Source organism: Thermincola sp. GK-1 (assembly GCF_059412445.1).
In genome coordinates, this window is record NZ_JBSQAT010000025.1 from 1 (window position 1) to 25,498 (window position 25,498).

A 25,498-nucleotide genomic window follows, 5' to 3' on the forward strand; every position below is an offset into this window, starting at 1 on the left:
AACCTGCTGCAGTCCCCAACCTTCGGCCTGGCGGAAGCTAAAAGTGAGATCCAGTCGATTATCAACCTGCTGCAGTCTCCAACCTTCGGCCTGGCGGAAGCTAAAAGTGAGATTCAGTCCATACTCAACCTGCAATTACCAGAGATATTAACGACTGGTGTAGTGGAAAGGTCTTCAGCACTAGCTTCCGTACTGGATGTTTCTCTGAATAACCGCTCCGGCGCTTTACAGACCATAAACATTAAACTCTTTGACTGGTTAACATCGAAAGCCCTGGTGACTTCAAGAAGTATCCCACTTCCGGCTGACCAAGGAACCATAGCCTTCTTCGGAAGCGTGCTCAGCGCCCTGTCGTTGTTTGAAGTCCAGATAGGACCTACCCCTCCGGGAGTTTATGTCTATGTAGGAGTGAATAACGAATTTGTACAGGAGCCGGCAAACAGCTTTAAACATGCCGAACTGGTTCCGGCTATTAATCCCGATCCTCTCACCTAAGAAGTTCCGGGCTCAATGCCCGGAACTTCAGGCTGTTGATAAAGGTTGTTCTGAAAAATTTAGAGAGTTTAAATGTTTTCCGGAGCAGGGCTAAAATCGCCCATCGGTCCGCGATCCGCGTACGCGGAAGCGGTTATCCGATCTAGATTTCGCCCAGAGCGAAGGAATCATTTAGCCTCCCCTTATCCTATTATATAACTTTGTCTTCAATTTGAAATTCCGGGCTAAACGCCCGGAACCTCAGATTACAAGAGGTAATATAAATTGAACCATATTATTGCCCTATGAATACTATTATTTTAGGATTCAAATTTAAAACAGGTGGTTGACTCGAATGAGCGAGGAAAAAATTTCGCTGCAGGAGCCTGCCCAGGGTTATTTACTGGCCGAATACTGGATTAATGCCGGTTTTCCCTTAAAAGCCATACACATTATAAATGAGCTGGAAAACTTACCGGAAACTGATACAGACCGAAACAATATTTTAAAAGCGCTGGCCTATCTTAAAATAAACAGGGTGGACGATGCCGCTGAATATGCGGACCGGGTACGCGAAAACAACATCTACCGCGGGGTTGCCAAATCAATCCTATTATTTGCATTTTTATTAAACGGCGAAACTGACCGGGCAGAAAAACTTATGGCCAGCAACAATTTAAGCCCGGAGGATTATTTGCGGACGGCCCAGTTTTTGTTAGAGGAATGCGGCAAGACAGCCCGGGAAGGTAAACAAAAGTTTCCCGGGGACAAACTATTCCATGACTTTTTGGAAAGCTTCAAAGTCACTGACCACCCTGCGCGCTCTGTACAATTTAAATAATAAGGGGGGTTGCATAGTGTCATTGCCCAGACTTAGCTTATGCATGATTGTCAAAAACGAAGAGGAGTTCCTGCCTCGGTGTTTGGCCAGCGTAGCTGAAATTGTAGACGAAATGATCATCGTGGATACCGGCTCTACGGACCGGACCAAAGAAATTGCCTCAAGCTTTGGGGCCAAAGTTTTTGATTATGAATGGCAGGGAGATTTTGCCGCTGCGCGCAACTTTTCTTTAAGTAAGGCTACCGGCGACTGGATACTGATCATGGACGGCGATGATGAGCTTGCGCCGGAAGCCAAAGGAAAAATAAGGGACCTGCTGCATGTGGGACAAGAAATCCAGGGCTACCGTATGCCGGTAATCAGTTTTCTGGGCGAATCGCCCGGCGGTCCCTGCTCCACTGTACACCATGTACGTATTTTTCGCAATCTGCCCAAATACAGATATACCGGGGCGCTGCACGAACAACTGCCGATGGAAATATATGCCCGTTGCCCCGAAACCCCCTATAAAATATATCACTACGGTTACCTGTCCAGAATTGTGGAGAAAAAAGACAAGACCAACAGGAACCTGGTTCTGGCTGAACAGGAATTGGCCGCGGAACCCCAAAGCCTGTTCAAGCAATACAATTTAGGAGCAGAATTGGTAAGGGCGGGGAATTTTACCCGGGGCGCCAAACTGCTGAAGGCGGTCACCGATGAAGTTACGGGCTGGGAAGCCTATGCCCCCTCGGCCTTTCAAAAACTGGCCCTGTGTTATGTAGAGCAAAAAAAGCTCAATGCCGCTTTGAGTACGGCCAAGCGAGGCTGGCAAAAGTGCCCCTGGGATTTGAGCCTGTTATACCTGCAGGGGGTTATTCTAATGGCCAAGGGAAAAACCCTTGCCGCCGTAAAGATTTTCGAAGAATGCCTGGCCTTAAATGACAGGGTCAGGTCCATTGTTTACCAGGGCGCCGGTGATTCACTGGCCCTGGGCTCCTTATCCAGCGCTTTTGTTCAATTGGGCCGCCCATGGGCAGCCTTTGAATGCGCCGCTGAAGCCTACCGCATCAATTCTAATTATTCTTTTGCCCTCCAGGCAGTAATCGCTTACCTCTGGCAGGTGGCCGACAGGAATGAAGCCCGTTATTATCTGACTGAACGGCGGATAATGCCGGAACATATCGCAGACAGGTTGTTGGCCAGTTGGCCGGACAACCACGTTGGGAAAAATATAATCGTTCCTTTCAGTAAAAAACCTCTTATCAGCCTATGCCTGATAACAAAAAACGAAGCAGATAACCTGCGGAATCACCTTGGTCGGCTGACAGCTATAGCCGACGAAATAATTGTTGTCGATACGGGCTCCACCGATGATACGGTCCGGGTAGCAGAAAAGTTCGGGGCCACAGTAACAACTATGACATGGAACGATAATTTTAGCCTGGCGAGAAACAAAGCCCTCAGTCTGGCCAGAGGCAAATGGATACTGTCCATTGATGCCGATATAGATATATCTCTCAGTGATTGCGGTAAGATACGGCGTATCGCTGAAACCGGAAAAGCCGATGCATACAGGTTTACCGTGTTAAATCACCTGGGCGGAAACGCGCCTGCCATGCGAGACAAGAAAATACTGCTGTTTCGGAACAGAAAAAACTTCAAGTATACTGGGGCTGTATACGAACAGCTTCTGCTTAAAAAAAACGGAAAAAAACCAGTACGGGTCGAAGATTCTGACGTCCAGGTGCATCATTATGGGTTTAACCGGGACCTGGCAGGTTTTCAGGCTAAACGGGAAAGGAATATCAAAATCCTTCAGAAAGAGATTAACAAAGGAGCCGGTCCTTATCTGGCCTATTGTCTTGCTTCTGAATATATGCAGACAAACAGATACCGGGAAGCGCTGGCAGAATTGACAAAAACCGAAAAACTGTGCAGCACGAAAGAGCCCTACTACCCTGACATTATTCGTAAAATAGCATTGTGTTTATTTAAGTTGAAAGATTACAGCGGCGCAAAAAGGGTTATCAAAGCGGGGCTAAAAAAATTGGGCTCCGCCCTGCAGGACCAGTATTCTCTTCTCAGCAGCATTTACCTGATTCAAAAACAGCATAATAAAGCGGAGAAAATCCTACAAAAACTATTCCAGACATCAAGCAATGCCGCCACCTTTAATTACGCCTGGGAATTAAACAGGGAACAAAGTTATGTGGACCTGGCCCAATTATACCTGGAAAAAGACAAATGGGCTGAAGCGATTGTACTTTGTTTGCAGGTATTATACCGGACTCCTGATTTTGTTCCTGCCGCAAACTTATTATCCAAAATTTTGAAACAGCGCAGCCGGCCAAAAAATGTGGAAATTTTTCTGGAAAGGTATTTTAATTTGAAGTCCAATGAAGGGCTGGTTTCTCTGGCCGCACAGTTCATTGCCCTTGGCTGGCCCGGTTTATCCCTGAAACTCTTGAATAGGATTGACCCTGCCTGGGCAGACAGGGAACCAACTGTCCTTAAATTAAAGTTAAAAGCCTACACCTCTATGTTGAAAAATGTATTGACCCGAGCCAGGGAATCTTACCCCGGTGACCAAAACCTCAGGCGGGCATGGTCTATGTGGGAACGCTGGCAAAAAACAAATACAGAGTGGTTCAACAATTCTGTTTAAATTGCATAAAAAATAGACTGTTAAAAAAAGGAGGCAGCCCATTGCTTGTCCATACATTGACTTTTTTATTAAGAGATGAAAATGATTTAAAAATGGCCGATAAATGCTTTAATTCTTTACAGCAGACCAAAGATACCTGTATTGTGGTATATAATCAGGGATATATGACCAATTCCGAATTAAGTGAATATCTTTGCGATTACCGGTTTACCTTTCACATCCTTGGGTGCGGTGAGAACGAAGGAATTCCTGTAGCGAGACAGCGGTGCATGAAATATATCTGGGAAAACCTACCCCAATACAAATTTCTTTCGGAAATTCACGTAGATATGATTTTCCCAGCCTATTGGCATGTACCGTTAATAAAATATTTGGAAACCCATGATGAACCTATGATTTGTCCGGGTATCATTACTCAATTCGGTGAAATTCACCCCTGGAAAAAGGGGACCAAAAGTATCGACATTCCACTGGAACCTGAAGAAATTATCAGCCTCTGTCAAAGTCTCAGGGAAGAAAAGTTATGCGAAGGCTTTGTCCACCCCGTAATTCATAAAATTGAAGCCCTGAAAAAAGTCGGCGGGTATGATACCCGCCTATTAAAAGGCAAACAGGGTTATGAGGATGACAGCCTTTTATTGGGTTACAGGTATTACATGGGCACCAGAACGGGCTGGAAGCCGAAATGCTACCTGGCGTCATATGTATACCATGCTTCAATGGCCCAGAGAACAACATTACAGAATATAACGGAGGAATTTATGATTAACCTGAACGGCCTGTTTAAACAATACGGCTCCTACGGTTTTCTGCAGTTGGCAGAAATTCACGGCAGTAAAGATTTCCTGCACCTGGCAAAATCCGTACTCGAACCGTAAATTTAGGTTTTGGCGCCTACAGTGCAGACTAGATAGCCCTCAAAAAGATTTTTATCCTCAGCGGGAAGGGCATAATAAAAACTTCTCAGCAAACTGACAATCCCTTCAGTGTTCTTAATGCATGCCAGGTGTTCCAGGCTCTCCAGAAATCCTACGGAATACTCCCTGACCACTTTTAGGCCGGCTTCGTTAAATTGCCGCAGAAGAGAAACCACAGGCTGTTCAGGCCCCCAGGGCCATGTGCCGTTTGTTTCCAGGAGCCATTTCAATAACCGGTAGAACAGGCACCTGGCATTGGGGGTCAACACGATAACTCTGCCGGTGTCTTTACATACTCTTTTCATTTCCCGGAGTATCCTGACCTGTTCCTCATAAGAGAAATGTTCCATTACCCCTGCATTAAAAACAAGATCAAAACTGTTGTTTTCCGCATCCATTCGTCGTATATCGTTAAGGAGAAAAACGGCAGGTATGGAGTTGCGCTCAAACATATCCTGCATTTTTTCGATAGCCACCGGGCTGTAATCAACCAGGGTTGGAATTGCCCCCCGCCTGGCCAGTTGCAAGGAACTGGTTCCGGTCCCGGCGCCGGCCTCCAGTATGCGGCGGCCTGCCACGCTTCCCCCCATATTATCGATAATGGAATCAACTACACACTCAAAAAAGACATTTTCGTCAAAGCCCCCATTGCCTTTCCACATCCTGTCCCAGTATTCCCTGTCATGCTCCATTTCACTCACTCCGTTCATTTGATTCAGGTTTTTCTTCCTTGTTCCGGCTTGGTCTTCCGCCTTTTATTCCTCCCACCTGACCAGGTTTGGTGCCGGGTCCAGGATAGATTCATATTGTTCTTTTATGCCATATACACCTTGCGGATCAAACTTTAGATACCTTTTGTATTTTTTTTCTCTGTCCTGGGGATTGGCCCACCCGAAATGTTTAACGCGCAATGGCGATAGAGCGCCTTTCAGCTCTGTAATATTACAGGGGAAACGGCCGCAGTGCTGTGGTATCTCCAGCCACTTGTACACAAAGCCGGGGATGTAACGGACCAGGAAAGGGCGGTAAACTTTATGGGCCTGCCAGAACTTATCCTCTCTGTAATGCTCTTCATCCCAAAAATCATACAGACGAAAAGCGTAATAATCAAATTCCGTCTGGTTAATCAGTTTTGGCATTTCCGCAACAACTTTATCTTCAAACATCTCATCGGCGTCAAGGATTAAAATCCAGTCGGGGTTAGTTTTCACAGTTTCCCGCCACTGCTTTTTGCGTAGCCTGTATTCGGTAGAAAAAGTAGATCGTTTTTGGGTTATCAGGGTAAGAGGTATTCCTTGCAGGATTTCACGGCAAATATCTGCCGTGTTATCAATGGAGGCATCATCAATTATAACGGCTTCATCAATATACTGTCGGGCATGGGCCAAAACCCTGGCCAGGTACCTGTCCGCCTCATTCCGGACAATCATGGACAAGGTCAGTTTATTACCAGAGCTCTTCCTCTGCCAGTTCTCCCGCTTTATTTGCCGGTTCTCCCGCCTCTTTTTTTTTGCCGGTTTGATACTTCTTTTGTATTCCGCCACTTTAGGTAGCAGGGACTCCCGGTAGATATGAAAAGCGGGGTAATGGGTATCCACATAAAGTGCAAAACCCAGCACTGCTGCCCGGATGCAAAAATGCCGGTCTTCACCCCAGTAATCAACGTTGCTTATACGCCTGTAACTTATGCCTTTGGCAATAGCCTTTGCCGAAATCAACGTACAGGCGCCCAAACCGCCCACTTCGTAAATACCTGGTACCTTTAATTGAGCAATGACCTGTGCCGCTTGCCGCTGTTTTTCCTCTTCAGGCATACTGTTGCCGCCAAGATGAAATGAATATTGCCCCGTAATCCACACCTGAGGCAGTTCACCTGTACCCGGCGCCCATTCAGTCCAGAAAATCTCAGAAATGATATCCTTGCCTGACGACAGCAGTTGTTTCAGCGTCAGGGGATGGAGGACAAGGTCAGAATCAACCAGGAAAACGTGACTGTAATTATTATCCAAAGCAAACTTCAGGATGTGATCTTTAAAAGCCGCTATTTGCCAAATCAATCTATCATTCCAGTAGTGGGTTTCTTCCGTACAGCGGTACGCTTCTGTGGGGTTCGCAACGCCGAGGAAAACCGTCGAACCTTCCATTCTGAATTCCCTTAACAATTTGGCCGACTCCTGGTAGTCGTTGTTATCAATAAAAAAGTAATCCGTTTGCAGATTTGTACGGTCCAGTTCCATGAGAGACTGCAAGAATTCCTTCAAGATGGCCGGCTTTTGCCTGATGGCGCTGCCAATTAAAACTTTGCAAGGGTTCATCGCGAATTCCAGACTCCCTTCCATCCCAGGTGGCTTTGTGAAAAAATTTCCGGAGTTCATTTTGGATTTTCCGGTAAAACTGGAACATTATCCATAAACTCGGCCGACATTTTCAGAAAACTGTCTGCCAAGTCCAAGTATGACCGGGGACCGGCAATTTGTCCTCCCTTGCCGCTGCTGCCACTGCCGGATAACCCCATCAACCGGTTCGCATGGTCGAAAGCGCCGTATTTCCGGTAGCAGTAAGCCAGTTCGCTTCTAAGCCGTGGATTTAAGACAATCAGGTAACTCTCAACAACGTTAGCCTCATAATACATCTTAAGCTCCACAAATTTAACAAATAATTCCCGGCCATATTTTATAAAACCTTCCGTCTCCCCGGAATTCTCAAAAATCAAAGGCCCGCAGTGCCGCCGGGTAAATAACGAATTGACAGCTTTAATCAGTTTTACCACGGAGGAGCCGGATTTAATGTTCGCCAGTTCTGTGATCAGTTCTTTCCCAACCGGTGTTCCAAGCTTCCATTGACATAAACACATGAATAAAAGTGAAGTTGGGTAAAATTTGTTTGTTGAGGGGATTCTGCTGAACTGCGCCAGGGCCTCCTTTACATTTCCTCTTGCCAAACCCATTTCACCAAGCAGCATAGTCTTGCCATAATTTGTGCCTTCATCATCTATTTCTCCGGTATAAACTTCGGCGGCAAAGGGATACCCGCCGGCAAAGAGAAGCCGGGCCACCAGGAGTTTAAGTTGGGGAGAAACAATGGTAAACCGGTTAGACAGGTAGTACATACATTCCTTTTCTCCTCCAATGATAAGGAGGCACCTGACCAAATTGGCCAAAGGTATAGTAAAGGCTGGATTATCGGCCAGGGCTGCCCGGTAACTTTCTACGGCTTCAAAATACCTGCGCATTTGCTCCAGACATAAACCGTGGTAAAATAGCGTTTTGTAACCGTTGGACCCGGGTATACCGCAGCCAATCAATGACGGCTTCCTGATTTCCAAAGCCCTGTCAAAATTTTCAACAGCCTTAACTAAATCGCCTTTTTCCCGGTATACCTCACCCAGGGAAAAATAGTAATCAGGGAAATCAGAAAAAGTCTTAATTTCCGACTTTAATAATGCTTCCGCTTCATCATATTCCCTGAGTTGCAGCAGACAAAGAACCGCGTTTCTGACGGCAGCCACCCTAAATAAAACTACGTCCGGCGCAATGCCGGCCAAGGCCTGTCGAACATGATGCAGGGCCCGGGGTAAATCTCCCCCGATGATGTATTCCGTACTGAGATAATAGTGATAATAGGGATTATAAGGTTCCAGTTCCAGAGCCTTGTTTAACATTTTCAGGTTCCGTTGATTTTTCTTAACCCGTTGGCCGCCCGTATATCCCAGATGAATAATTACAGGCCCGTTCTCCGCGAATTCCACCTTCTTACCTGCGGGAATATGGACCTGCTCGTGAATTTTTCCCTGATACCGCAAATCAGGACTGTTCTTGAATAGTCTTAATACCATAAAGGTCTGCCATTCTCCAAGCTCAGGAATCATCAGATTTTTTACAGGTACCAGGTAAACGTCAGCAGCATCGGAGCGGGTCGTAAGGTCTTTAATTCTGGGAGCAGTAGCCGCTTCCAGAAATTCGTCGGCATCAAGTACCAGAATCCAGTCACCGGAAGCCTGCTGTAGTCCGAAGTTCCTGGCCGCAGCAAAGTCCTCCTCCCAGCGATAGTCAAAAACCTGGCCCCCAAACTGCCTGGCTATTTTTTTAGTTTGGTCCTTTGAACCTGTGTCAACTATAATAATTTCATCTATCAGACCGATACAACTTAACAGGCACCTGGCCAGATTTTTCTCCTCGTTACGGACAATCATGCACAGGCTGATTTTATTATGTTTTCTCTTGTTTTCTTTATAGTTTGTTTTCATATTTCCAAAGCAGAATATCCTTAATGTTATCCATTAGTTTTTTGCATATTTCAGAAGTATTGCCTACTTCAACAGCCTTGTAGCAGGCCAGGGTAACTGCTGCTTTTGCCAAGGCAGCAGTTGCAGCAGTACGCAAATTTTTTAACGCAATTTGTTTATCATTTAATATTTCTAGAAATCTGGGAATAAAAAGCTGGGCAATATTTAAATCACTGATCATGATATCCCGGATGAGACCGAGAATCAGATATATTACAGCCTCATCATCAATTTCCCAGTCTAGTTTTGTCAATAGCCTATATTTGGTGTCCGGTGGGCAGAAACCCAAAAAATCCTCTAGCCTGACACCGGGGTGATGGTTTTTGTAAATGTTTATTAACTTATTTAAAGGGTATAGATAATTGGGCTGGGATTGTAATGCCAAAAAATAAAATTTTACAGCCTTATCCCAGGAGTGTTTTGCCTCATTTATTTCGCCTAAGACCTGATATACTTGGTGTTTCTTTATTCCCAGGTGATGTGGGGAACCAAAAGACAGGTGCATCATACATTCATTGATATCTTGTTCAGCTTCCGATAACTTTCCCATATCCAGCTTGGTCAACCCTGATAAAAACGACAGTTCCGGCGCCAGGGGGTAAAGGTCTTTATAACGGGTGATTAGCAAGTCCATCTCTGAAAGTTCGCCCAGTTTATAAAGACATAATCCCATTTTGATAATTAAGTCTGGGATATAGCCCTCCCGCACGGAAAGTGCAGACAGGGCCTGCCTGAATAAACTGAGGGCTTCCTTGAAACAGTTGGAAACAAAGTATTCACACCCCAAACTGTACAGCAGAAAAGGGTCTCCCGGCTGTTCCCTCAAGGCTTTGATAATAACACTGGTATTGCGCTTGACTTTACCTTTCTTCTGAATTAACTCTGATAAATACCCGTCATGGTAAATGGTCAGGGGCGCTCTTTTCAGGAAGTTTTCGCCGGCATGATGGCTTATGGAGGGCCTGACCTGTTCATGTATTGCTCCTGTAAAACGATATTCCGGTTTGTTGCGGAACAGACGGACTACAAAATCTTCACTGGTCTCAAATTCCCGTAGAGCTCCAAGTAAATTGACAATCCTGATAAAATACCCCTCCACCCCGGGTTCACTTAAAAGTTTTTTCACCTGGTCTCTACTTTCAAAGACCAGCACTTCATCGGCATCCAGCACAAGTATCCACTCGCCTGAAGCCTGGGCCAGAGAAAAGTTACGGGCATTGCTGAAATTATCATCCCAGGCACAGTCAAATACCCTGGCGTTAAATTTTTTCCCTATTTCCCTGGTAGAATCAGTCGACCCTGTATCAACAATAATGATTTCGTCAACCAGGCCGGAGACGCTTTTGAGGCAACGGGGCAGCATGGCTTCCTCGTTTTTTACAATCATACAGAGGGATAACAGTGGTGAAGAGTGCATGGTTACACCTCGATCAGGTTATCCTTAATTTTGTGCTGCAGTTTTAACATTTCGGTATTCTCCGGATATTTTTGCAGGCCGTCTTCCAGGGTTTTCAATGCCATATCCTGGTAAAGTCGGGCCAGTTCCCAGTTAACCTGCGGCGAATTGCAGCCCGCTTGCAAAGCTTTGTATAAATGCTTTTCCGCTTCAGCCAGATTGTTCTGGGCCCAGCAGGATTTCCCCAAACGATACAATACTTGCGGATCCGCACTGTCTTCCTCAATAAGCTGCCGGTATTCAAGTTCCGCTTGATCATATCTTTCATATTTAAAAAAAAGGTCTCCCAATAACCTGGCCGGCCGCCTGTCAAAAAGGCGTTCAAAACAGGCCCAGGCATCCTCCAAGCTATCAAGTTCACCTGATTCTATCAAATTCTCCAGTAATTCATTAACCATAGGAAGCACCGATTCTTTGGGGTTCTTTAAATCTTCAGGACCGACCTGCCTGCCCTCACGAAGGATTTCCAGAACTTCGGCCAGCGCCGGGTTAGTACCCGCGGCCTTAATATTTTTCAGGCAGGTGGCAGCTTTTCTGTTCTCTTTCATTAACCAGTAATGAATGAATAGATTACCCTGCGCCACAGAATAAAAGTCGTTTTCAGGGGGAATTAGGTTAAGCTCCTGAATAGCGGACACGTACTGTTTGGTTCTTAACAGGCTCAGCCCTTTAATTAGATGTAGTTGGGCCGATTCCACCCCAAGACTCATCGCCGTATCGCAACATTGGACTGCCAGTGGGTAAGCCCTCTCCCGGAAAAATATGCGGCCCAAATCCACCTGGAGAACCGGGTCAGAAAGGTCAAAAACGCTGTTTAGAGCCTGCATGGTATATTCGGGATTGTTTTTCGGTCTTAAAATACTGATGATTCTGGCCAGGGAATGAATAGCCCGCGGATTCTCCCTGAGAGTTTTTATGTAGTAATCAAGAGCCGTTTCCTTATCCATAAAATATTCAGCTAATTCACCAAGCTGGTGATATATTTTATCTTTATAATGGCAGTACTGGTTGCCGTAATAGGCGGGCTGAGTGGGAACAGACAGGCACTTTTTAAAGGAATCATAAGCTTCGGTATAAAGGCCAAGTTCCCGGCAAACAGTTCCTCTCAGGTAATAAAGGTCACCACAGTCCGGAAAGTTTTTCATCCACGAGTTGTCAATGAAGCGGAGGGCTTCCTGCAGGTTACCCAGCAAATAGTAGCATTTTGCAACGTAGCGCATTAATTTGGGAACGTAAATTGCCTGCAAGTTGACTTTATCAACAACGAAAAGAAATTCCTCCAGGGCTTGGTCAAGCCGGGCAACCCGAAAGTATTCTACCCCCAGGTGAAAACGGTCAAGTAAATTATTGGGGTTCTTTTTGACGGCTTTTTCTAGCAGCCTGGTGTTCCGTTCCGCTTTATTTTTGGCCTCAATTTCTTCCTTTAGATAACCATAGTGGATAATACAAATGTCTTCGGCAATGCTGATTTTGGCATCAGGGTTAACAGCCAGTATGCTGTCACATATCTGTTCATGAATTGCTCCGGAATAACGGTATTTCCTGTTATGCCTAAAGAGCCGGAAGATTACGTCCGGTGATATTTCGACCCGTCCTCCGGTTTCATAGTAGTTAAGGACTTTAATGAGGTAACCCTCCGCGTCCCCGTGGTTAATCTTTGCCAGCAGCGCCGGGATACATTGACGGTCTAATTCCTCATCGCCGTCCAGGAATAAAACCCAATCGCCGGAAACCTTATCCAGGGCAAAGTTGCGGGCCTTGCTAAAATCATCGCGCCATCTGATAACATAGACTTTATCAGTAAATTGTTTGGCAATCTTTACTGTTTTGTCAGTGGAACCGGTGTCGACCACGATTATTTCGGCGGCTATATCCTTTATGCTCGCCAAACACCGCTGCAAATATTTTTCTTCATTTCTCACCACCAAACAGACACTCAGCCTCTTCCCTTCCACTTTCGAAACACCTCTTTTTGTTGCTCTGCCTTATAATATGGTCAGTCCGTAATAAAAGTTCCCGCCGGTTATACCGAAAGTAAGAACCATTTAATAACATATTTGCATACTGTAAATAAAGGCGGGTTTATGTAAACATACCTCAAAAGATTACTCATTGGCAGTTTTTAACACAATCATAAGGAGTGAAAAAAATGCCTAACTTTAAAGTATTTCAAGATAATCCTGACCAAATGCGTATAAAAATTTTCGGTAGTAACAATGTAGCCTTTAATACCGATGCCTCGGGTAACCTATCCATTACTGCCAGCGGCCTCGCTGTCACAGGAAGTGTGAACGTCGGTACCGTCAGCATTACCAGCACCGGCCTCGCCGTCACCGGCAACGTGGACGTCGGTACCGTCAGCATCACCAGCACCGGCCTCGCTGTCACAGGAAGTGTGAACGTCGGTACCGTCAGCATCACCAGCACCGGCCTCGCTGTCACAGGAAGTGTGAACGTCGGTACCGTCAGCATTACAACAGCTGGTGTTCCACTGGGTATAGCCATTGAAAGTCTGTCTCCCACTGAAGCCGTTGAAGTAGTTGCCAACAAAACATCTACCACATACAGCGGCGCCACGGCACAAACCGTACTCGGCTACAACGCATGGACCTTTGCTGTAAAAAATGAATCGCTGGATGCAAATGCTCAGGCCGTAGTGCAGATTCAAATGAGCGCTACCGGTGCATCTGAATCCGACTGGCTCCAGGAAGTGGCACCGGTTACCATAAACCAGAACAGTGTGGCCTTCCTCACCAGCTCACTGCTGGTTAAATATGCACGGGTTTACTATGCAGCTGTCAATTCAGCCAGTGCCGTAACGCTGAACATTGTCTTCCAGGCTCAGAAATAAGGCTGCAAAAAATATTAAGGGGGGATATTACCATCCCCCCTATTCATTACATTGTTACGAGGTGCCAGGTTTATGGATGTAACCTTTGTGAACGTTAAACTGACAGCCTTCACCACAAATAATTATAAAAAGCTCAGAAATTTTAAGGTGGCCTTTGCTCAGACCTATTCATTCTTTGTTTTTAACCATAGCTATAATAATCGTGCTGTAGTACGTCTTTTAGTCAGCCCTGACGGCACTGTCTTTTTGCCTGACGGGCTGGAAATCGATGTTCCGCCCAGAAGTCTGATAACATTAGTCCCAAATTATTTCTCAAAATATGCCACCGTAGGCTATAAATCCAAGTCAGCGGACCATCCGGCAAAACTAACAGTGTGGTTCCAGATGACCCGGCCACCAGCTTGGAAATGTCGCTCGGTTGGGAATCTCCCTTATTATGGAGCTTAAGCGCCAGGCGTCTTTTTTATTGCTTACTTTTTTTGAAGTATCTAAACATTAACAATCCACCTACTATGACAATCAAGTAAGGCAAGACAGAACCCAGCAATACAATCAACCGTTCAAGTAACCTGAGCAGATCCCGACAGCTCTCAACAAAAGCATTCCAGGCCCTCTTAACAACTCCTTGAGAGTCGGGCGCATTTTTATCGCCAGCTTCCCGTACTTCCAGGTGAATGGTAGCCATCTCTGTAACATTGCCAAGATAATTAATTTTCGCTTCAATACTTTCGATTTCCTGCCGCACCCTGTTTAACTCATTTTCCAGAGCCAGGACATCGCTCAGGGATGCGGCCTTGTCTACCAGCGTCAACAGCCGTGATTCCTGCCTTCTAAGATTTCTCAGCCGGGCACCGGCGTCCCTGTATTCTATGGAAACGTCCTCACCGGCCAGTCGTTTGGAAACCACCTGGCCCAGTTTTTCAAATTCAGCTATGGCAGTCGCAAACTTGTTTACCGGCACCCTTACTACGAAACGGCCGGCTTTCGTGCCATCATTATTTTCCTCGGAGTTTTCCACGTAACCGCCAAAACTTTCTGCCAACATACCAATATCTTGTACCGATTTATCAAATTTCTGCACCTTAATAGTTAACCAACCGTTCTTTATAATTTGCCGCTGCTGCACGCCGGTACCGGCCTGTGATTTTATATCCGCTCCCCCGTTATTTGCGGGAACCGTGGCCAGGATATCCGCTTTATCACTTTCGGCCATTGACACCTGTTTATCGTTGGTTTCGCCGCTGCCCGTCGGCCAGCCATATGTTGGGACTGCCTCATTAGGCAATGCTTTGTACCGCTCCTGCGAGCCACTTTCTTTTGGTACAGCTTTTTGAACATCCTTGGCTCCAGTCACTAGACTATATTCTTTAGCCTTCGAACCGCCCATTTGGGGTAATGCACTTATGTTATATAATCCTCTCTGGTTCATAACCTTATCTGCCACCAAACCGATACCAATACCAAGTAATAACACTGCCGCCGGAACAATCCACCGGGCACGGAAAAAATTCCACCCTTTTAAGCTCTTTTTCCAATCCCTGATAAATGATAGCCTGCTTTTTGCACTGCCCATTCCCCGTTTCTCATCTCCAATTTCCTTTTGCACAGCCTGCAACCTGACTTTCAACTGCTCACGAAAATGTTCCGGCGGGGCTATTTCACCTAAAGACTTTATAACAGCCACTGCTTTTTGGAGGTCTGCCAGTTCCTGGCGGCACCCTGCACAAAGAGCAAGGTGTTGTGCCACGGCCTCTTTGTCAGATGGGTCCAAAACATCGTCAATATATGCAGACAGTAAATCGCGAAAGTCTTTACATTCCACAGCAATCCCTCCTTTCTATTTGGAACAGGAAATGCCGTCAAGCAATTCCTGCCTCACCAGCAATTTTTCCTTCAGGGCATGCCGGGCCCGGTTAAGCCTGGATTTCACCGTGCCAGGCGAACACTGCAGCATGGATGCAATTTCTTCGTAGGAAAACCCCTGAATATCGCGCATAATAATTACTGTCCTGTGTTCCACCGACAGGGAATTTAAAATTTCCTGAACCTCCTGCTGCCATTCCTTCCGGATGACAGCATCTTCCGGAAGCTTTGAGATGCTGCCTTCTTTACGCATTGCAGATCCCTTCTTATTATCCATCAATTCTTCAATAGAAACGGTTTTTTCCCGCGCACGCTTACGCAGTTCGTCTTTGCATACATTGGTAACCACCCTGTACATCCATGTCAGAAAAGCCGAGTTTCCCCGAAAAGAATGGAGAGATTTATAGACACGGATGAAGGCCTCCTGGGCAATATCAGACGCATCTGCGTGATTGCCGAAAAAACGGTAGGCAATGGTATAAACCTTATTTTCATATTTGGCCACCAATTGGGTAAAGGCCTCCAGATCGCCTTCTTTGCTTTGGGCAATCAAGACTTCGTCCGACAGACACACCCACTACCCCTCCCCTCTCCTGAACACATTCATTTTTTTGACGCTTGACCTACCGTCAAAGTTCCGGGCAGCAAAAAATTTTTAAACCAACTTTCTATTGGTGCCAAAAATAATCCTGCCCCAAACCATATTGGTATAAAAGAGAGGCAGCAATTTTTGCGTGCTTCGGTATTTAAAGGAAAATTTATCTATTATATGGTAGGAATTTTAACCTCAGACAAAGAATATAGAATTTTATAAATTATCAAATAATTCATGGAGGTGTTTGTTCATGCAAGGAGGTAAAACCTTGCGGTACATCCTGGCAATACTTCTCATTGTCGCCGTGGCCGTTGTTTCAGGATGCGCCGTACAACAGCAAACGGCTGCCCCAACGACCGAAAAAGAAAAGGCAGCGCCTGAACTCTATACCAGGGGAGAGGTAAAAACCGCCGAAGAGGCTAAACAACTGCTGGTCGAAGGTAATCAAAGGTATGTTACAGGCAAGGTGCTGAAGGACGACCTGAGCAGCAGCAAGCGGGAAGATCTGGTCAAAAAAGGCCAGCATCCCTTTGCCACCATACTGACCTGCTCCGACTCCCGTGTTTCCCCCGAAATCCTGTTTGACCAGGGACTGGGCGATGTGTTTATCATCCGCACCGCAGGCAATGTTGTCGAGCCTGTAGATATCGGAAGTATTGAATATGGCGTTGAGCACCTGCATACCCCTGTCCTGGTGGTTATGGGCCATTCCAACTGCGGCGCTGTTAAGGCAACAGTGGAAGCTGTTGAAAAAGGCGATAAAATGGAAGGTAACATTGGGGCTATTCTCACTAAAATTAAGCCTTCTGTTGACAAGGTTAAAGCTGCCGGCGCTTCCGGTGACGACCTTTTCAAAAATGCTGAGAATGAAAACATTAAAGCCGTCATAGCTGAAATTGAAGCCAAAAGCCCGGTGGTCAAAGAACTGGTTGAACAAGGGAAACTTAAAATTCTTGGCGCCAAGTACCACCTGGATACCGGCAAAGTTGAGTGGTTAGAATAATGTAAATATCTTCTTTTATTTGATAAGGCTTTGGGTAATTACCCGGAGCCTTAAATTTTTGGTCAATTAAACAGCAGGTTGCAGCATAGTTTTGGTTTCACCAAAAAATAACGAAGTAATCTGCTTTTGAACAATCTATCACTACATTGAATATAAATAATACAAAAAATTTTTAAAAGAGAAGGTGAACACATGTCCCTCGAAAAATTTGTTGACCCTCTGCCAATTCCAGGAATACTGAAACCGGTAGGTAAATTAAATGGCGTCGATTTCTATAGGGTTGCAATGAGAGAGTTTAAACAGAAACTGCACAGGGACTTACCTGAGACAACGGTCTGGGGTTATGAAGGAACTTATCCGGGCCCTACTTTTGAGGTTAGAAAGAACGTACCTATTAAAGTAAAATGGGAAAATAACCTGCCTGTGAACAGGCATCTCCTTCCGGTGGACAGAACGGTCCACGGAGCACAACCTCCTAACCCCCTTGTACGCACTGTGGTACACCTCCACGGAGGAAATGTCCCAGATGAAAGCGATGGATACCCGGAAGCCTGGTTCACAAACGACTTTGAACAAACTGGACCTTTTTTCACTCAAAAGATTTATGACTACCCCAACGCCCAGCCGGCAACTACTTTATGGTACCACGACCACGCCCTGGGTATAACCCGTCTTAATGTATACGCAGGGCTGGCTGGATTTTACCTAATCCGTGACGACTGTGAGGATCAGTTGAACCTCCCAAAAGGCAATTTTGAAATTCCCCTTGTAATTCAGGACAGGTCCTTTAACCCTGATGGGTCCCTCTTTTATCCAAGGCAGCCGGACCCGCCGCCCGAAGGGTTCCCGCCCGGTTTCCCGGACCCGTCAATAGTCCCTGAATTTTTTGGAGACACCATTCTTGTTAATGGTAAAGTCTGGCCTTTTCTGGAGGTTGAACCGAGGAAGTACCGTTTCCGCCTACTGAACGGTTCCAATTCCCGTTTTTACAGGATGAAGCTTACTTCCGGACAGCCCTTTATCCAGATAGGTACTGATCAGGGCTTCCTCAAAAAGCCTGTAGTTACCAATGAAATCACCCTCGGTCCGGGAGAAAGAGCAGATGTTGTTCTTGATTTTACTGCCTTTACAGGCCAAAATATCATTCTTACCAATGATGCGCCAACGCCTTTCCCAAATGGAAACCCTGTTGATCCCAACACCGACCCAGTAGGTCAGCTAATGCAGTTCAGGGTTAATCTGCCCTTATCGGGGCCGGATACCAGCACTGTACCATCGCGCTTATGCTTGCTGCCCAGGTTAAAGGAAGAAATGGCTGGTGTGGTAAGGGATCAAACGCTAGTAGAGAGTACCGATGAATTTGGCCGGCTGCTCCTACTGCTCGAAGGCTTGCGTTGGTCTGACCCTATTACCGATGAGCCGGAATTGGGAAATATTGAAATATGGCGGTTGATCAACACGACCCCGGATACCCACCCCATCCACCTGCACCTGGTCCGTTTCCTGATTCTTGACCGCCAACCCTTTGATGTAAAAAGGTTTCAAGAGACCGGCGAGATTGTATTTACCGGGCCGGCTGAACCCCCTGATCCAACGGAAAGGGGCTGGAAAGATACAGTTCGGGCTAACCCGGGAGAAGTTACCAGGATTATTATACGATTTGCTTCTTTTACCGGCATCTTCCCATGGCACTGCCACATTTTAGAACATGAAGATAATGAAATGATGAGGCCTTACGAAGTAGTAGCGGAGGAAGAAGAGTAAGATAATTACTTTCGATGCCGGCTTTACCTAGTTGTATCAGCACACCCACAATTCTTAAAGGATTTTAAGGATTTGCGTCGTAATATACTCTATTATGGCTGAAGGTCTTAGAAAATGGTTTTCGCTTTTATAATATCTGTATATAATTTTAGAGGAGGATTTATGGAAAAAGCGGTAGTTTTGCTCTCTGGAGGACTGGACTCAACAGTTTGCATGAGCGTGGCCCAAAAACAAGGTTACGAGCTCTACCCCATCAGTTTTCTATATGGCCAAAGGCACTCCAGGGAAATTGAATGTGCAAAAAAAGTTGCTGAGTATTATCAAGTAAAAAAGCACCTCATTATTACCACCAATATGGACTCCATCGGCGGCAGTGCACTTACCGCCAACATAGATGTACCCGAGGGAGACGAAAACAGGTCCGAAATACCGGTGACCTATGTACCGGCCCGTAACCTGATTTTCTTAAGTTACGCCCTGGGATATGCGGAAGTAATCGGGGCGGAAAAAATCTTTATTGGTGTTAACGCTGTAGATTATTCAGGTTATCCTGACTGCCGACCCGAATTTATTGAAAAGTTCCAGCAGTTAGCCGATTATTCAACCAAAGCAGCAACCCAGGACAAAAGAGAAATTAAAATTGAGGCCCCATTACTAAACCTGACCAAAGCTGAGATTGTGAAACTGGGAGTAGCTAATAAAGCACCGTTGGAATTGACCACCAGTTGCTACCGCGGCGGGGAAAAGGCATGTGGAAGATGCGACAGTTGCCTGTTGAGGTTGAAAGGTTTCAAAGAAGCCGGCTTAAAAGACCCAATTCCTTATGAAGGATTGTTATAACCTTTTAGGAGGTGAGCAAACAGAAATGAGCGATCGGATAAACATGGACGCCGGCAGTCCCTTTAACAAATTCACTGTCATTACTTCCCTGTATATTATCCTGCTGATTATTTCCAACTTGATGGCCACCAAACTGGTGACCTTCTGGGGTATGGTCCTTCCGGCTGCCGTCATAGCCTATCCCCTCTGTTTTATGACAGGTGACGTTTTGACAGAAGTCTGGGGTTATAAGACGGCTAAAAAAGTAATCTGGCTGGGCTTTTTTGCCAACTTCCTGCTGGTCGTCTGGACCAATATAGGAGTTTACATGCCCTACCCCGATTTCTGGCAGGGCCAGGAACATTACAAATTTATCTTTAACGCGGTGCCCAGGATTACCCTGGCAAGTTTCGCAGGTTATATTTTCGGCGAACTGACTAACTCCTGGTCCCTGGAGTTTATCAAGAAATTTACCGGCGAACGCTTTTTGTTTATTCGCACTATAGGCTCAAGTGTCATAGGGCAGGTTTTAGACACTTTGTTCTTCTTTACCATTGGTTTCTATGGCACTGTGCCCAATAAAGTGCTGGTCACCATGATAGTTACTCAATATCTTTTCAAAGTGGCCTGCGAAGCCCTGGGCGGAACGCCACTGGCCTATATGCTGGTGAAGTGGGCAAAGAAGGATAACAGTGTAACGCCTCCGGGCAGTTTGTCCAATTGTATATAACTGTAGTTACTCCGACTTTGGTCAAGAAAAATGCTTCCGGCAAGAATAATATGAACCCCATACGTAAACTTTTTTCATTGAATTGCTTGCTTTTGTTCCGGAAATATGTTATTGTTAATACACGTGTTAAAGAGTTTGAAACACAAACCGTTTTTGGCCTCTTGTTTCTGCAGGATTGGACAAAAGGATTTTGGGTTTTGACTTTTTGATCAGTCTTGTTGAAAAGGAGGTTACGTGATGGAAGGTACAGTAAAATGGTTTAACGCCGAGAAAGGCTTTGGTTTTATCGAAGCTAGCAACGGCAGCGACGTGTTTGTTCATTTTTCAGCTATTCAGAACGAGGGATTTAAAACTCTTGAAGAAGGCGAAAAAGTTTTCTTCGATATCGTTCGGGGTAATCGTGGGCCGCAGGCTGCCAACGTTGTCCGCAAGTAATTCGGAGATACGTCAGGGGGTGTTCTCAAAGAGAACACCCCTTCAGATTTTAGACAAAGTCAAATCCCTGTTTCCAGCATGGAGGAAAGGTGGGTGGGGTGACCCGGCTACCACGGAGCCTTGTGCTGCAAAACCTGGCCAAGAAGGCTGTAACCGCTGTGGAGGTAAAACAATTGTTGCTCCGAGGTTACGGGCGGAGACAGTGCAAAACTCCGTTCAGTTGAAAGCGCTGAACCCGGCCAAATCGCCGTCCATGGCTCGTGGCCGGGTTTCCGGCGTCCGTGCCGGAAACAGCGATTTCAAGCCCTCACTATCGTTAACACTGTCTACCCGCCCTTCACCAAGTCGCAACTTATTGTTTTACCTCCCCAGCGGCACATTTTTGCAGTGCAGCACCCTTCGCCATCTTCAAATATGCGGGAACCTTCTTTGCAGTCTTTTCTTTCTTCTCTCTTCCGCCTCTCTGCAGGCCTTCATCTCCTCTTCCGTTTCCGGTACCAACGGCGGCACCTTTTTCGGTCGGCCGTTCTCATCGAGAGCGACAAAGGTAAAATAGGCTTCGTTGGTCAGAATCACATTCCCGGAAATCATATTCTCGGCATACGCGCGAACGATAACTTCCATGGAAGTATTCCCAACCCAGGTCAATTTCGCCTTTAGGACCACCATTTCACCCTGCCGGACGGGATGCCTGAAATCAAGGCTGTCGACAGCCACTGTAGCCACAATGCTGTTGGCGTGTCTGGAAGCGGCCATAGCCCCGGCCAGGTCCATCCAGTGCATCAATCGGCCGCCCAGCAGGTTGCCCAACAAAATAGTATCGTTGGGGAGGACCAGCTCTGTGGTCTGGACTTCGGAAGCTCTCGGCGGTTTACCGTTTAACTGTTTTTTACCAACCTTATTCCCGTTTCCGGTCAATTGAATCGCTCCTTTTATGCTTTGACGGGCCTGCTACTTTATTAGCTCTACATTGAGATTGAATTCTTTATTTTTGTATCCTCTTTGTCTCACTTTTGTTTAAATATTTAATCAGTTTTTCTTTCATTGTTACACTGTTTGCAAAGTTGATAAAAGTTTCAACGGTTCTCGGTATAATATCAGATTTTAAATAAACGAAATAGAGGTCTCTCGTGCCGTCAAAACCTATAACTTCCACTTCTTTTATCCGGCCTGTCTGAAGCTCGTTCTGAACCGACCACTTGGAAACAAATGATACTCCGTAACCGGCCTCAACAGCAGTGATTACTGATTCGGTACTTCCCAGTTCCATGGCTATCTTCAGCTTATCCGCATCAATACCCTGTGCTGCCAGTATTCTTTCAATGCTTTTCCTTGTTCCTGAACCTTTTTCCCGCCAGACAAAAATCCCTCTTTTCATTTCCTCCAGAGAAATATGCTTTTCTTTTGCCCACCGGTGAGATGCCGGAACAATCAAAATCAACCGGTCCGTAAAAAAATGTTGGCAGATTAACTGTGGATGGCCTGGACAATCGCCAACAGCTCCAATGTGTACGGATTTATCCAAAACCTTTTTAATTACTTCATCTGTATCGCCATCTTCCAAAGTTAACTGAACCTGGGGAAACTCCTGACAAAACTCCCCTGCTACAAAAGGCAGGATGTAATGGCCTGGAATTGTACTGGCTGCGATGCACAACTTTCCTGATACCGTTTTATGTAGTTTGGAAATATCGTACTTTGCCTTGTCCATCAGGTTAACAATTTGTTGAGCATACAGCTCCAGAACCGTACCTGCCTCAGTGAGAGTGACTTGTTTCTGACCCCTGTGCAATAGCTTTGCACCAAACTCCTGTTCCATAACCTTCAACTGTTTTGTAATAGCAGGCTGGCTGATGCCCAGTTCCTCCGCTACCTTTGTCAGGTTCCCGTATCGGGCAATTTTTATAAATGTTTGAAGAAAATCCAGGTTCAAAATTCACACCGCCGATACATTTATGATATTTTTTCAATTCTGACAGCACAGACCTTAAGTTCCGGTATTTTGGCAATTGGGTCCCAGGCAGTATTTGTCACTATGTTTATGGGGTTCTCTGTAAAGTGGAATGATGTGAACACCGTCCCGGGATTAACCCTGTCTGTGACACATGCCTTTATAGTTATAGATCCCCTGCGGGAAGACAACCTAACCGTATCCCGGTCGTAAATTCCGAGTTTATCAGCATCATAGGGGTTGATTTCCAAAAATTCATTTCCGTAAATAGCTTCAATGCCTTTGGCTTTTCGCGTCATTGTTCCCGTGTGATAATGGTAAAGCCTCCGGCCCGTGGTTAGTATAAACGGGAACTCATTATCAGGCGTTTCAGCAGGTGGGTGATACTCAACAGCATGAAATTTGCCCAACCCCCTAGTAAATTTATCCTTATGCAGGATAGGTGTGCCAGGGTGTTTTTTATCTCCGCAAGGCCACTGCAGCCCCTGTTCTTCCAGCCTGTCATAGCTGATACCGCCATAAATTGGGGTTAACCTGGCGATTTCATCCATTATCTCAGAGGGATGGAAGTACTTCATCTGCCGGTAACCCATTTTTTCCGCCAAACAGCAAATAATTTGCCAGTCCGGTTTAGTATTGCCAATAGGTTCAATAGCCTTACTGATCCTTTGCACCCTTCTTTCTGTATTGGTGAAAGTACCGTCCTTCTCAGCAAAACTTGTTCCTGGCAGTACCACATCAGCAAGTTTAGCAGTTTCTGTAAGGAAAATATCCTGGACTACAAGGAATTCCAGGCTTTCCAACGCCTTTTGGACATGCTGAATATCCGGGTCACTGAGCATGGGGTTCTCGCCCACAATGTACATACTCTTAATGTGCCCCGCAAGAGCTCCATCTATCATTTCGCCCACAGTCAGGCCAATTTCCCCGGGTACTTCGGCGTTCCAGGCCTGGCCGAACTTCTGCACGTTGGCCGGGTCAGCCACCGGCTGGTAACCAGGGAAAACGTTAGGCAGTGCCCCCATATCACAGGCGCCCTGGACATTGTTCTGACCTCTTAATGGATTGACGCCGGAACTTGGTTTGCCAATCTGGCCGCAGAGCATGGCCAGGTTGGCAATTGCCAGTACATTATTCGTACCCGAAGTATGCTGGGTAACACCCATAGTATATAATATAGTAGCCTTCTCCGCCCGGGCATATGCCCTTGCTACCTGCCGGATAAGTTCTGCGTCAACACCGGTTATTCCTGCCACATATTCAGGATTATATTTCAGAACAGCTTTCCGCATGGCAGAGAAATTTTCGGTTCGGTTTTTTACAAATTCTTTATCCCACAGGTCTTCTTCCAGTATTACGTTTATTAACCCGTTAATTAACGCTACGTTGGTCCCCGGCCTGAGCTGCAGGTGGAAGTCAGCCAGGCCGGTAAGTTCTATTTTCCGCGGGTCTGCAACCGCTAACTTGGCTCCCTTTTTCAGGGCCTTTCGTATTTCCAGGCTGATAATTGGGTGTGTTTCAGTCGTATTTGACCCTATTATTAAGATAAAATCCGCATCCCGGATTTCTCTGATGGAGTTAGTCATCGCGCCACTGCCATAAGCAAGAGCAAGCCCGGCGACAGTTGAAGCATGGCATAATCGTGCACAATGGTCTATATTTGGAGTGCCCAGTACAGCACGGGCAAATTTGTTAAGTAAATAGTTTTCCTCATTGGTGCACCTGGCCGAACTCAATACAGCCAGAGAATCACCGCCGTGTTGCTGCCTGATTTCCCCGAGCCTGTCAGCAATATAGTTAAGAGCCGCATCCCAACTGACTTTTTTAAATTTCCCGTTTTCCTTAATCAGGGGGTCGGTAAGCCGTTCCGGGCTATGGATAAAATCATAACCAAAACGGCCTTTAACACATAGATGCCGCCCGTTCACAGGACTTAAGGGGTTAGAGGTAACCCCTATCACCCGATTATCCTTCACGTTCAGGTCAAAGTTACAGCCGCAGCCGCAGTAAGGGCAGGTGGTCCTGACTTTTTTAACTTCCCAACTTCTCCCCTGCCCTTTCATCATGGCTTCAGTAAGGGCTCCCGTGGGACATACCGCGACGCAGCTGCCGCAGCTAACACAATCAGACTTTCCCAAGGGCGTGTCAAAAGCGGTGGTTATTTTGGTGCCAAAACCCCTGGAACTGAAATCCACTACATGCCGTCCCTGAATTTCGGAGCATACCCTCACACACTTGCCGCATCGAATACATTTATTCATGTCCCGTTCAATACAGGGGTTGCTGGCATCTATCGCTTCATCTCTTTTTTCGCCGGTGAAACTACTTTTACGCACGCCATAAAGATACGCGTAATCGGCAAGTTTACAATTGCCGAATTTCTGGCAGGTCATGCAGTCCTCGGGATGATTGGCCAGGAGCAGTTCGATTATCACTTTTCGCGCTTCGACCACTGAAGCGCTCTGAGTATGTACCACCATCCCTTCGGCAACTTCTGTGCAGCAGGCTGCCATAAGGTTCCTGGCCCCCTCTACTTCGACCACACATAACCTGCAGGCGCCAAAGACCGTCAGTTCAGGGTCATAACACAGGTTTGGGATCTCAATCCCAATAGACTGGGCAGCCTTTAAAATACTGGTTCCTGACGGCACAGAAACATTTTTTCCGTCTATAACCACATTTATCAAATCAATTTACCCCTTTCCCAAAAACTGCTAGTACTCAGGCGGCAGTTTATTAATCTGGGCCGCGTTAAATACCGGTCCGTCAACGCAGATATACTTCTCGCCGATGTTGCAACGTCCGCATTTACCTACGCCGCATCTCATGTTCATTTCCAGGGTAGTGATGATTTCCTCAGGTTTAAA

22 protein-coding genes and 1 pseudogene are annotated in these 25,498 nt (G+C 46.1%); 11 read left to right on the top strand and 12 right to left on the bottom strand.

Going from position 1 to position 25,498, the window contains the following annotated elements; genetic code table 11:
- The 4 genes and pseudogenes from ACSNJE_RS14925 to ACSNJE_RS14940 form a co-directional block, all read left to right on the top strand.
- Positions 1 to 495: pseudogene (locus ACSNJE_RS14925) on the top strand (hypothetical protein); the annotation flags it as partial.
- A gap of 334 nt (positions 496 to 829) precedes the next feature.
- On the top strand, positions 830 to 1,315 hold the full coding sequence (locus ACSNJE_RS14930) for a tetratricopeptide repeat protein (protein WP_495252992.1): 486 nt from the start codon (positions 830 to 832) through the stop codon (positions 1,313 to 1,315).
- A 16-nt stretch (positions 1,316 to 1,331) separates the two neighbouring features.
- The gene (locus ACSNJE_RS14935; protein WP_495252993.1) at positions 1,332 to 3,962 is read left to right on the top strand and encodes a glycosyltransferase; all 2,631 of its coding nucleotides are present in this window, start codon (positions 1,332 to 1,334) and stop codon (positions 3,960 to 3,962) included.
- 41 nt (positions 3,963 to 4,003) lie between these two features.
- On the top strand, positions 4,004 to 4,840 hold the full coding sequence (locus ACSNJE_RS14940; RefSeq protein ID WP_495252994.1) for a hypothetical protein: 837 nt from the start codon (positions 4,004 to 4,006) through the stop codon (positions 4,838 to 4,840).
- 2 nt (positions 4,841 to 4,842) lie between these two features.
- On the opposite strand, the gene ACSNJE_RS14945 is transcribed toward ACSNJE_RS14940, so the two are convergent.
- The 5 genes from ACSNJE_RS14945 to ACSNJE_RS14965 form a co-directional block, all read right to left on the bottom strand.
- Complete coding sequence (locus tag ACSNJE_RS14945) at positions 4,843 to 5,571, bottom strand: class I SAM-dependent methyltransferase (RefSeq protein WP_495252995.1); 729 nt, start codon at positions 5,569 to 5,571, stop codon at positions 4,843 to 4,845.
- A gap of 63 nt (positions 5,572 to 5,634) precedes the next feature.
- Entirely contained in the window at positions 5,635 to 7,194 is a 1,560-nt protein-coding gene (locus ACSNJE_RS14950; RefSeq protein ID WP_495252996.1) for a glycosyltransferase, read from the bottom strand.
- A gap of 56 nt (positions 7,195 to 7,250) precedes the next feature.
- Positions 7,251 to 9,125 (bottom strand): glycosyltransferase, encoded by a 1,875-nt coding sequence (locus ACSNJE_RS14955; protein ID WP_495252997.1) that lies wholly within the window; start codon positions 9,123 to 9,125, stop codon positions 7,251 to 7,253.
- Positions 9,109 to 10,581: a glycosyltransferase gene (locus ACSNJE_RS14960; RefSeq protein ID WP_495252998.1), complete on the bottom strand. Its 1,473-nt coding sequence runs from the start codon at positions 10,579 to 10,581 to the stop codon at positions 9,109 to 9,111. The genes ACSNJE_RS14955 and ACSNJE_RS14960 overlap by 17 nt, the downstream gene beginning before the upstream one ends.
- A gap of 2 nt (positions 10,582 to 10,583) precedes the next feature.
- The gene (locus ACSNJE_RS14965; RefSeq protein ID WP_495252999.1) at positions 10,584 to 12,575 is read right to left on the bottom strand and encodes a tetratricopeptide repeat-containing glycosyltransferase family 2 protein; all 1,992 of its coding nucleotides are present in this window, start codon (positions 12,573 to 12,575) and stop codon (positions 10,584 to 10,586) included.
- A 194-nt stretch (positions 12,576 to 12,769) separates the two neighbouring features.
- Here ACSNJE_RS14965 and ACSNJE_RS14970 point away from each other — a divergent pair, with 194 nt between their 5' ends.
- Positions 12,770 to 13,471: a DUF6385 domain-containing protein gene (locus ACSNJE_RS14970; RefSeq protein WP_495253000.1), complete on the top strand. Its 702-nt coding sequence runs from the start codon at positions 12,770 to 12,772 to the stop codon at positions 13,469 to 13,471.
- A 72-nt stretch (positions 13,472 to 13,543) separates the two neighbouring features.
- A complete protein-coding gene (locus ACSNJE_RS14975; RefSeq protein WP_495253001.1) occupies positions 13,544 to 13,918 on the top strand; it encodes a DUF6385 domain-containing protein in 375 nt (124 codons plus the stop codon).
- Between the two features lie 16 nt (positions 13,919 to 13,934).
- On the opposite strand, the gene ACSNJE_RS14980 is transcribed toward ACSNJE_RS14975, so the two are convergent.
- Positions 13,935 to 15,293: a DUF4349 domain-containing protein gene (locus ACSNJE_RS14980; protein ID WP_495253002.1), complete on the bottom strand. Its 1,359-nt coding sequence runs from the start codon at positions 15,291 to 15,293 to the stop codon at positions 13,935 to 13,937.
- Positions 15,294 to 15,308: 15 nt separating this feature from the next.
- Positions 15,309 to 15,908 carry an RNA polymerase sigma factor gene (locus ACSNJE_RS14985; RefSeq protein ID WP_474773405.1) on the bottom strand — a complete coding sequence of 200 codons (600 nt, stop codon included), beginning with the start codon at positions 15,906 to 15,908 and terminating at the stop codon, positions 15,309 to 15,311.
- Between the two features lie 289 nt (positions 15,909 to 16,197).
- On the opposite strand from ACSNJE_RS14985, the gene ACSNJE_RS14990 reads away from it, so the two are divergent.
- The 5 genes from ACSNJE_RS14990 to ACSNJE_RS15010 all read left to right on the top strand — a co-directional run bounded on the left by ACSNJE_RS14990 (position 16,198) and on the right by ACSNJE_RS15010 (position 20,680).
- Positions 16,198 to 16,932, top strand: a complete 735-nt coding sequence (locus ACSNJE_RS14990) for a carbonic anhydrase (RefSeq protein ID WP_495253003.1) — start codon at positions 16,198 to 16,200, stop codon at positions 16,930 to 16,932.
- A 192-nt stretch (positions 16,933 to 17,124) separates the two neighbouring features.
- A complete protein-coding gene (locus tag ACSNJE_RS14995; RefSeq protein ID WP_495253004.1) occupies positions 17,125 to 18,696 on the top strand; it encodes a multicopper oxidase family protein in 1,572 nt (523 codons plus the stop codon).
- 162 nt (positions 18,697 to 18,858) lie between these two features.
- Positions 18,859 to 19,536 carry a 7-cyano-7-deazaguanine synthase QueC gene (gene queC / locus ACSNJE_RS15000; RefSeq protein WP_495253005.1) on the top strand — a complete coding sequence of 226 codons (678 nt, stop codon included), beginning with the start codon at positions 18,859 to 18,861 and terminating at the stop codon, positions 19,534 to 19,536.
- 25 nt (positions 19,537 to 19,561) lie between these two features.
- Positions 19,562 to 20,245, top strand: coding sequence for a queuosine precursor transporter (locus tag ACSNJE_RS15005; protein ID WP_474660681.1), 684 nt, complete (start codon positions 19,562 to 19,564; stop codon positions 20,243 to 20,245).
- Between the two features lie 237 nt (positions 20,246 to 20,482).
- Positions 20,483 to 20,680 (top strand): cold shock domain-containing protein, encoded by a 198-nt coding sequence (locus ACSNJE_RS15010; RefSeq protein ID WP_495253006.1) that lies wholly within the window; start codon positions 20,483 to 20,485, stop codon positions 20,678 to 20,680.
- Positions 20,681 to 20,896: 216 nt separating this feature from the next.
- Here the strand turns inward: ACSNJE_RS15010 and ACSNJE_RS15015 are convergent, their stop codons facing one another.
- The 5 genes from ACSNJE_RS15015 to ACSNJE_RS15035 form a co-directional block, all read right to left on the bottom strand.
- Entirely contained in the window at positions 20,897 to 21,031 is a 135-nt protein-coding gene (locus ACSNJE_RS15015) for a hypothetical protein (RefSeq protein WP_495253007.1), read from the bottom strand.
- Positions 21,032 to 21,088: 57 nt separating this feature from the next.
- Positions 21,089 to 21,598, bottom strand: coding sequence for an acyl-CoA thioesterase (locus ACSNJE_RS15020; RefSeq protein WP_495253008.1), 510 nt, complete (start codon positions 21,596 to 21,598; stop codon positions 21,089 to 21,091).
- Between the two features lie 67 nt (positions 21,599 to 21,665).
- Positions 21,666 to 22,613: a selenium metabolism-associated LysR family transcriptional regulator gene (locus ACSNJE_RS15025; RefSeq protein ID WP_495253009.1), complete on the bottom strand. Its 948-nt coding sequence runs from the start codon at positions 22,611 to 22,613 to the stop codon at positions 21,666 to 21,668.
- A gap of 20 nt (positions 22,614 to 22,633) precedes the next feature.
- A complete protein-coding gene (fdhF, locus tag ACSNJE_RS15030; protein WP_495253010.1) occupies positions 22,634 to 25,324 on the bottom strand; it encodes a formate dehydrogenase subunit alpha in 2,691 nt (896 codons plus the stop codon).
- A 21-nt stretch (positions 25,325 to 25,345) separates the two neighbouring features.
- On the bottom strand, positions 25,346 to 25,498 hold a 153-nt coding region (locus ACSNJE_RS15035; RefSeq protein ID WP_495253011.1), incomplete at its 5' end, for an iron-sulfur cluster-binding protein.

Bases quoted from the DNA above. Each gene is read 5' to 3' on its own strand.
- ACSNJE_RS14930 (WP_495252992.1), top strand. From the start codon at position 830: ATGAGCGAGGAAAAAATTTCGCTGCAGGAGCCTGCCCAGGGTTATTTA.
- ACSNJE_RS14945 (WP_495252995.1), bottom strand. From the start codon at position 5,571: ATGGAGCATGACAGGGAATACTGGGACAGGATGTGGAAAGGCAATGGG.
- ACSNJE_RS14950 (WP_495252996.1), bottom strand. From the start codon at position 7,194: ATGAACCCTTGCAAAGTTTTAATTGGCAGCGCCATCAGGCAAAAGCCG.
- ACSNJE_RS14955 (WP_495252997.1), bottom strand. From the start codon at position 9,125: ATGAAAACAAACTATAAAGAAAACAAGAGAAAACATAATAAAATCAGC.
- ACSNJE_RS14960 (WP_495252998.1), bottom strand. From the start codon at position 10,581: ATGCACTCTTCACCACTGTTATCCCTCTGTATGATTGTAAAAAACGAG.
- ACSNJE_RS14970 (WP_495253000.1), top strand. From the start codon at position 12,770: ATGCCTAACTTTAAAGTATTTCAAGATAATCCTGACCAAATGCGTATA.
- ACSNJE_RS14975 (WP_495253001.1), top strand. From the start codon at position 13,544: ATGGATGTAACCTTTGTGAACGTTAAACTGACAGCCTTCACCACAAAT.
- ACSNJE_RS14995 (WP_495253004.1), top strand. From the start codon at position 17,125: ATGTCCCTCGAAAAATTTGTTGACCCTCTGCCAATTCCAGGAATACTG.
- queC (WP_495253005.1), top strand. From the start codon at position 18,859: ATGGAAAAAGCGGTAGTTTTGCTCTCTGGAGGACTGGACTCAACAGTT.
- ACSNJE_RS15005 (WP_474660681.1), top strand. From the start codon at position 19,562: ATGAGCGATCGGATAAACATGGACGCCGGCAGTCCCTTTAACAAATTC.
- ACSNJE_RS15010 (WP_495253006.1), top strand. From the start codon at position 20,483: ATGGAAGGTACAGTAAAATGGTTTAACGCCGAGAAAGGCTTTGGTTTT.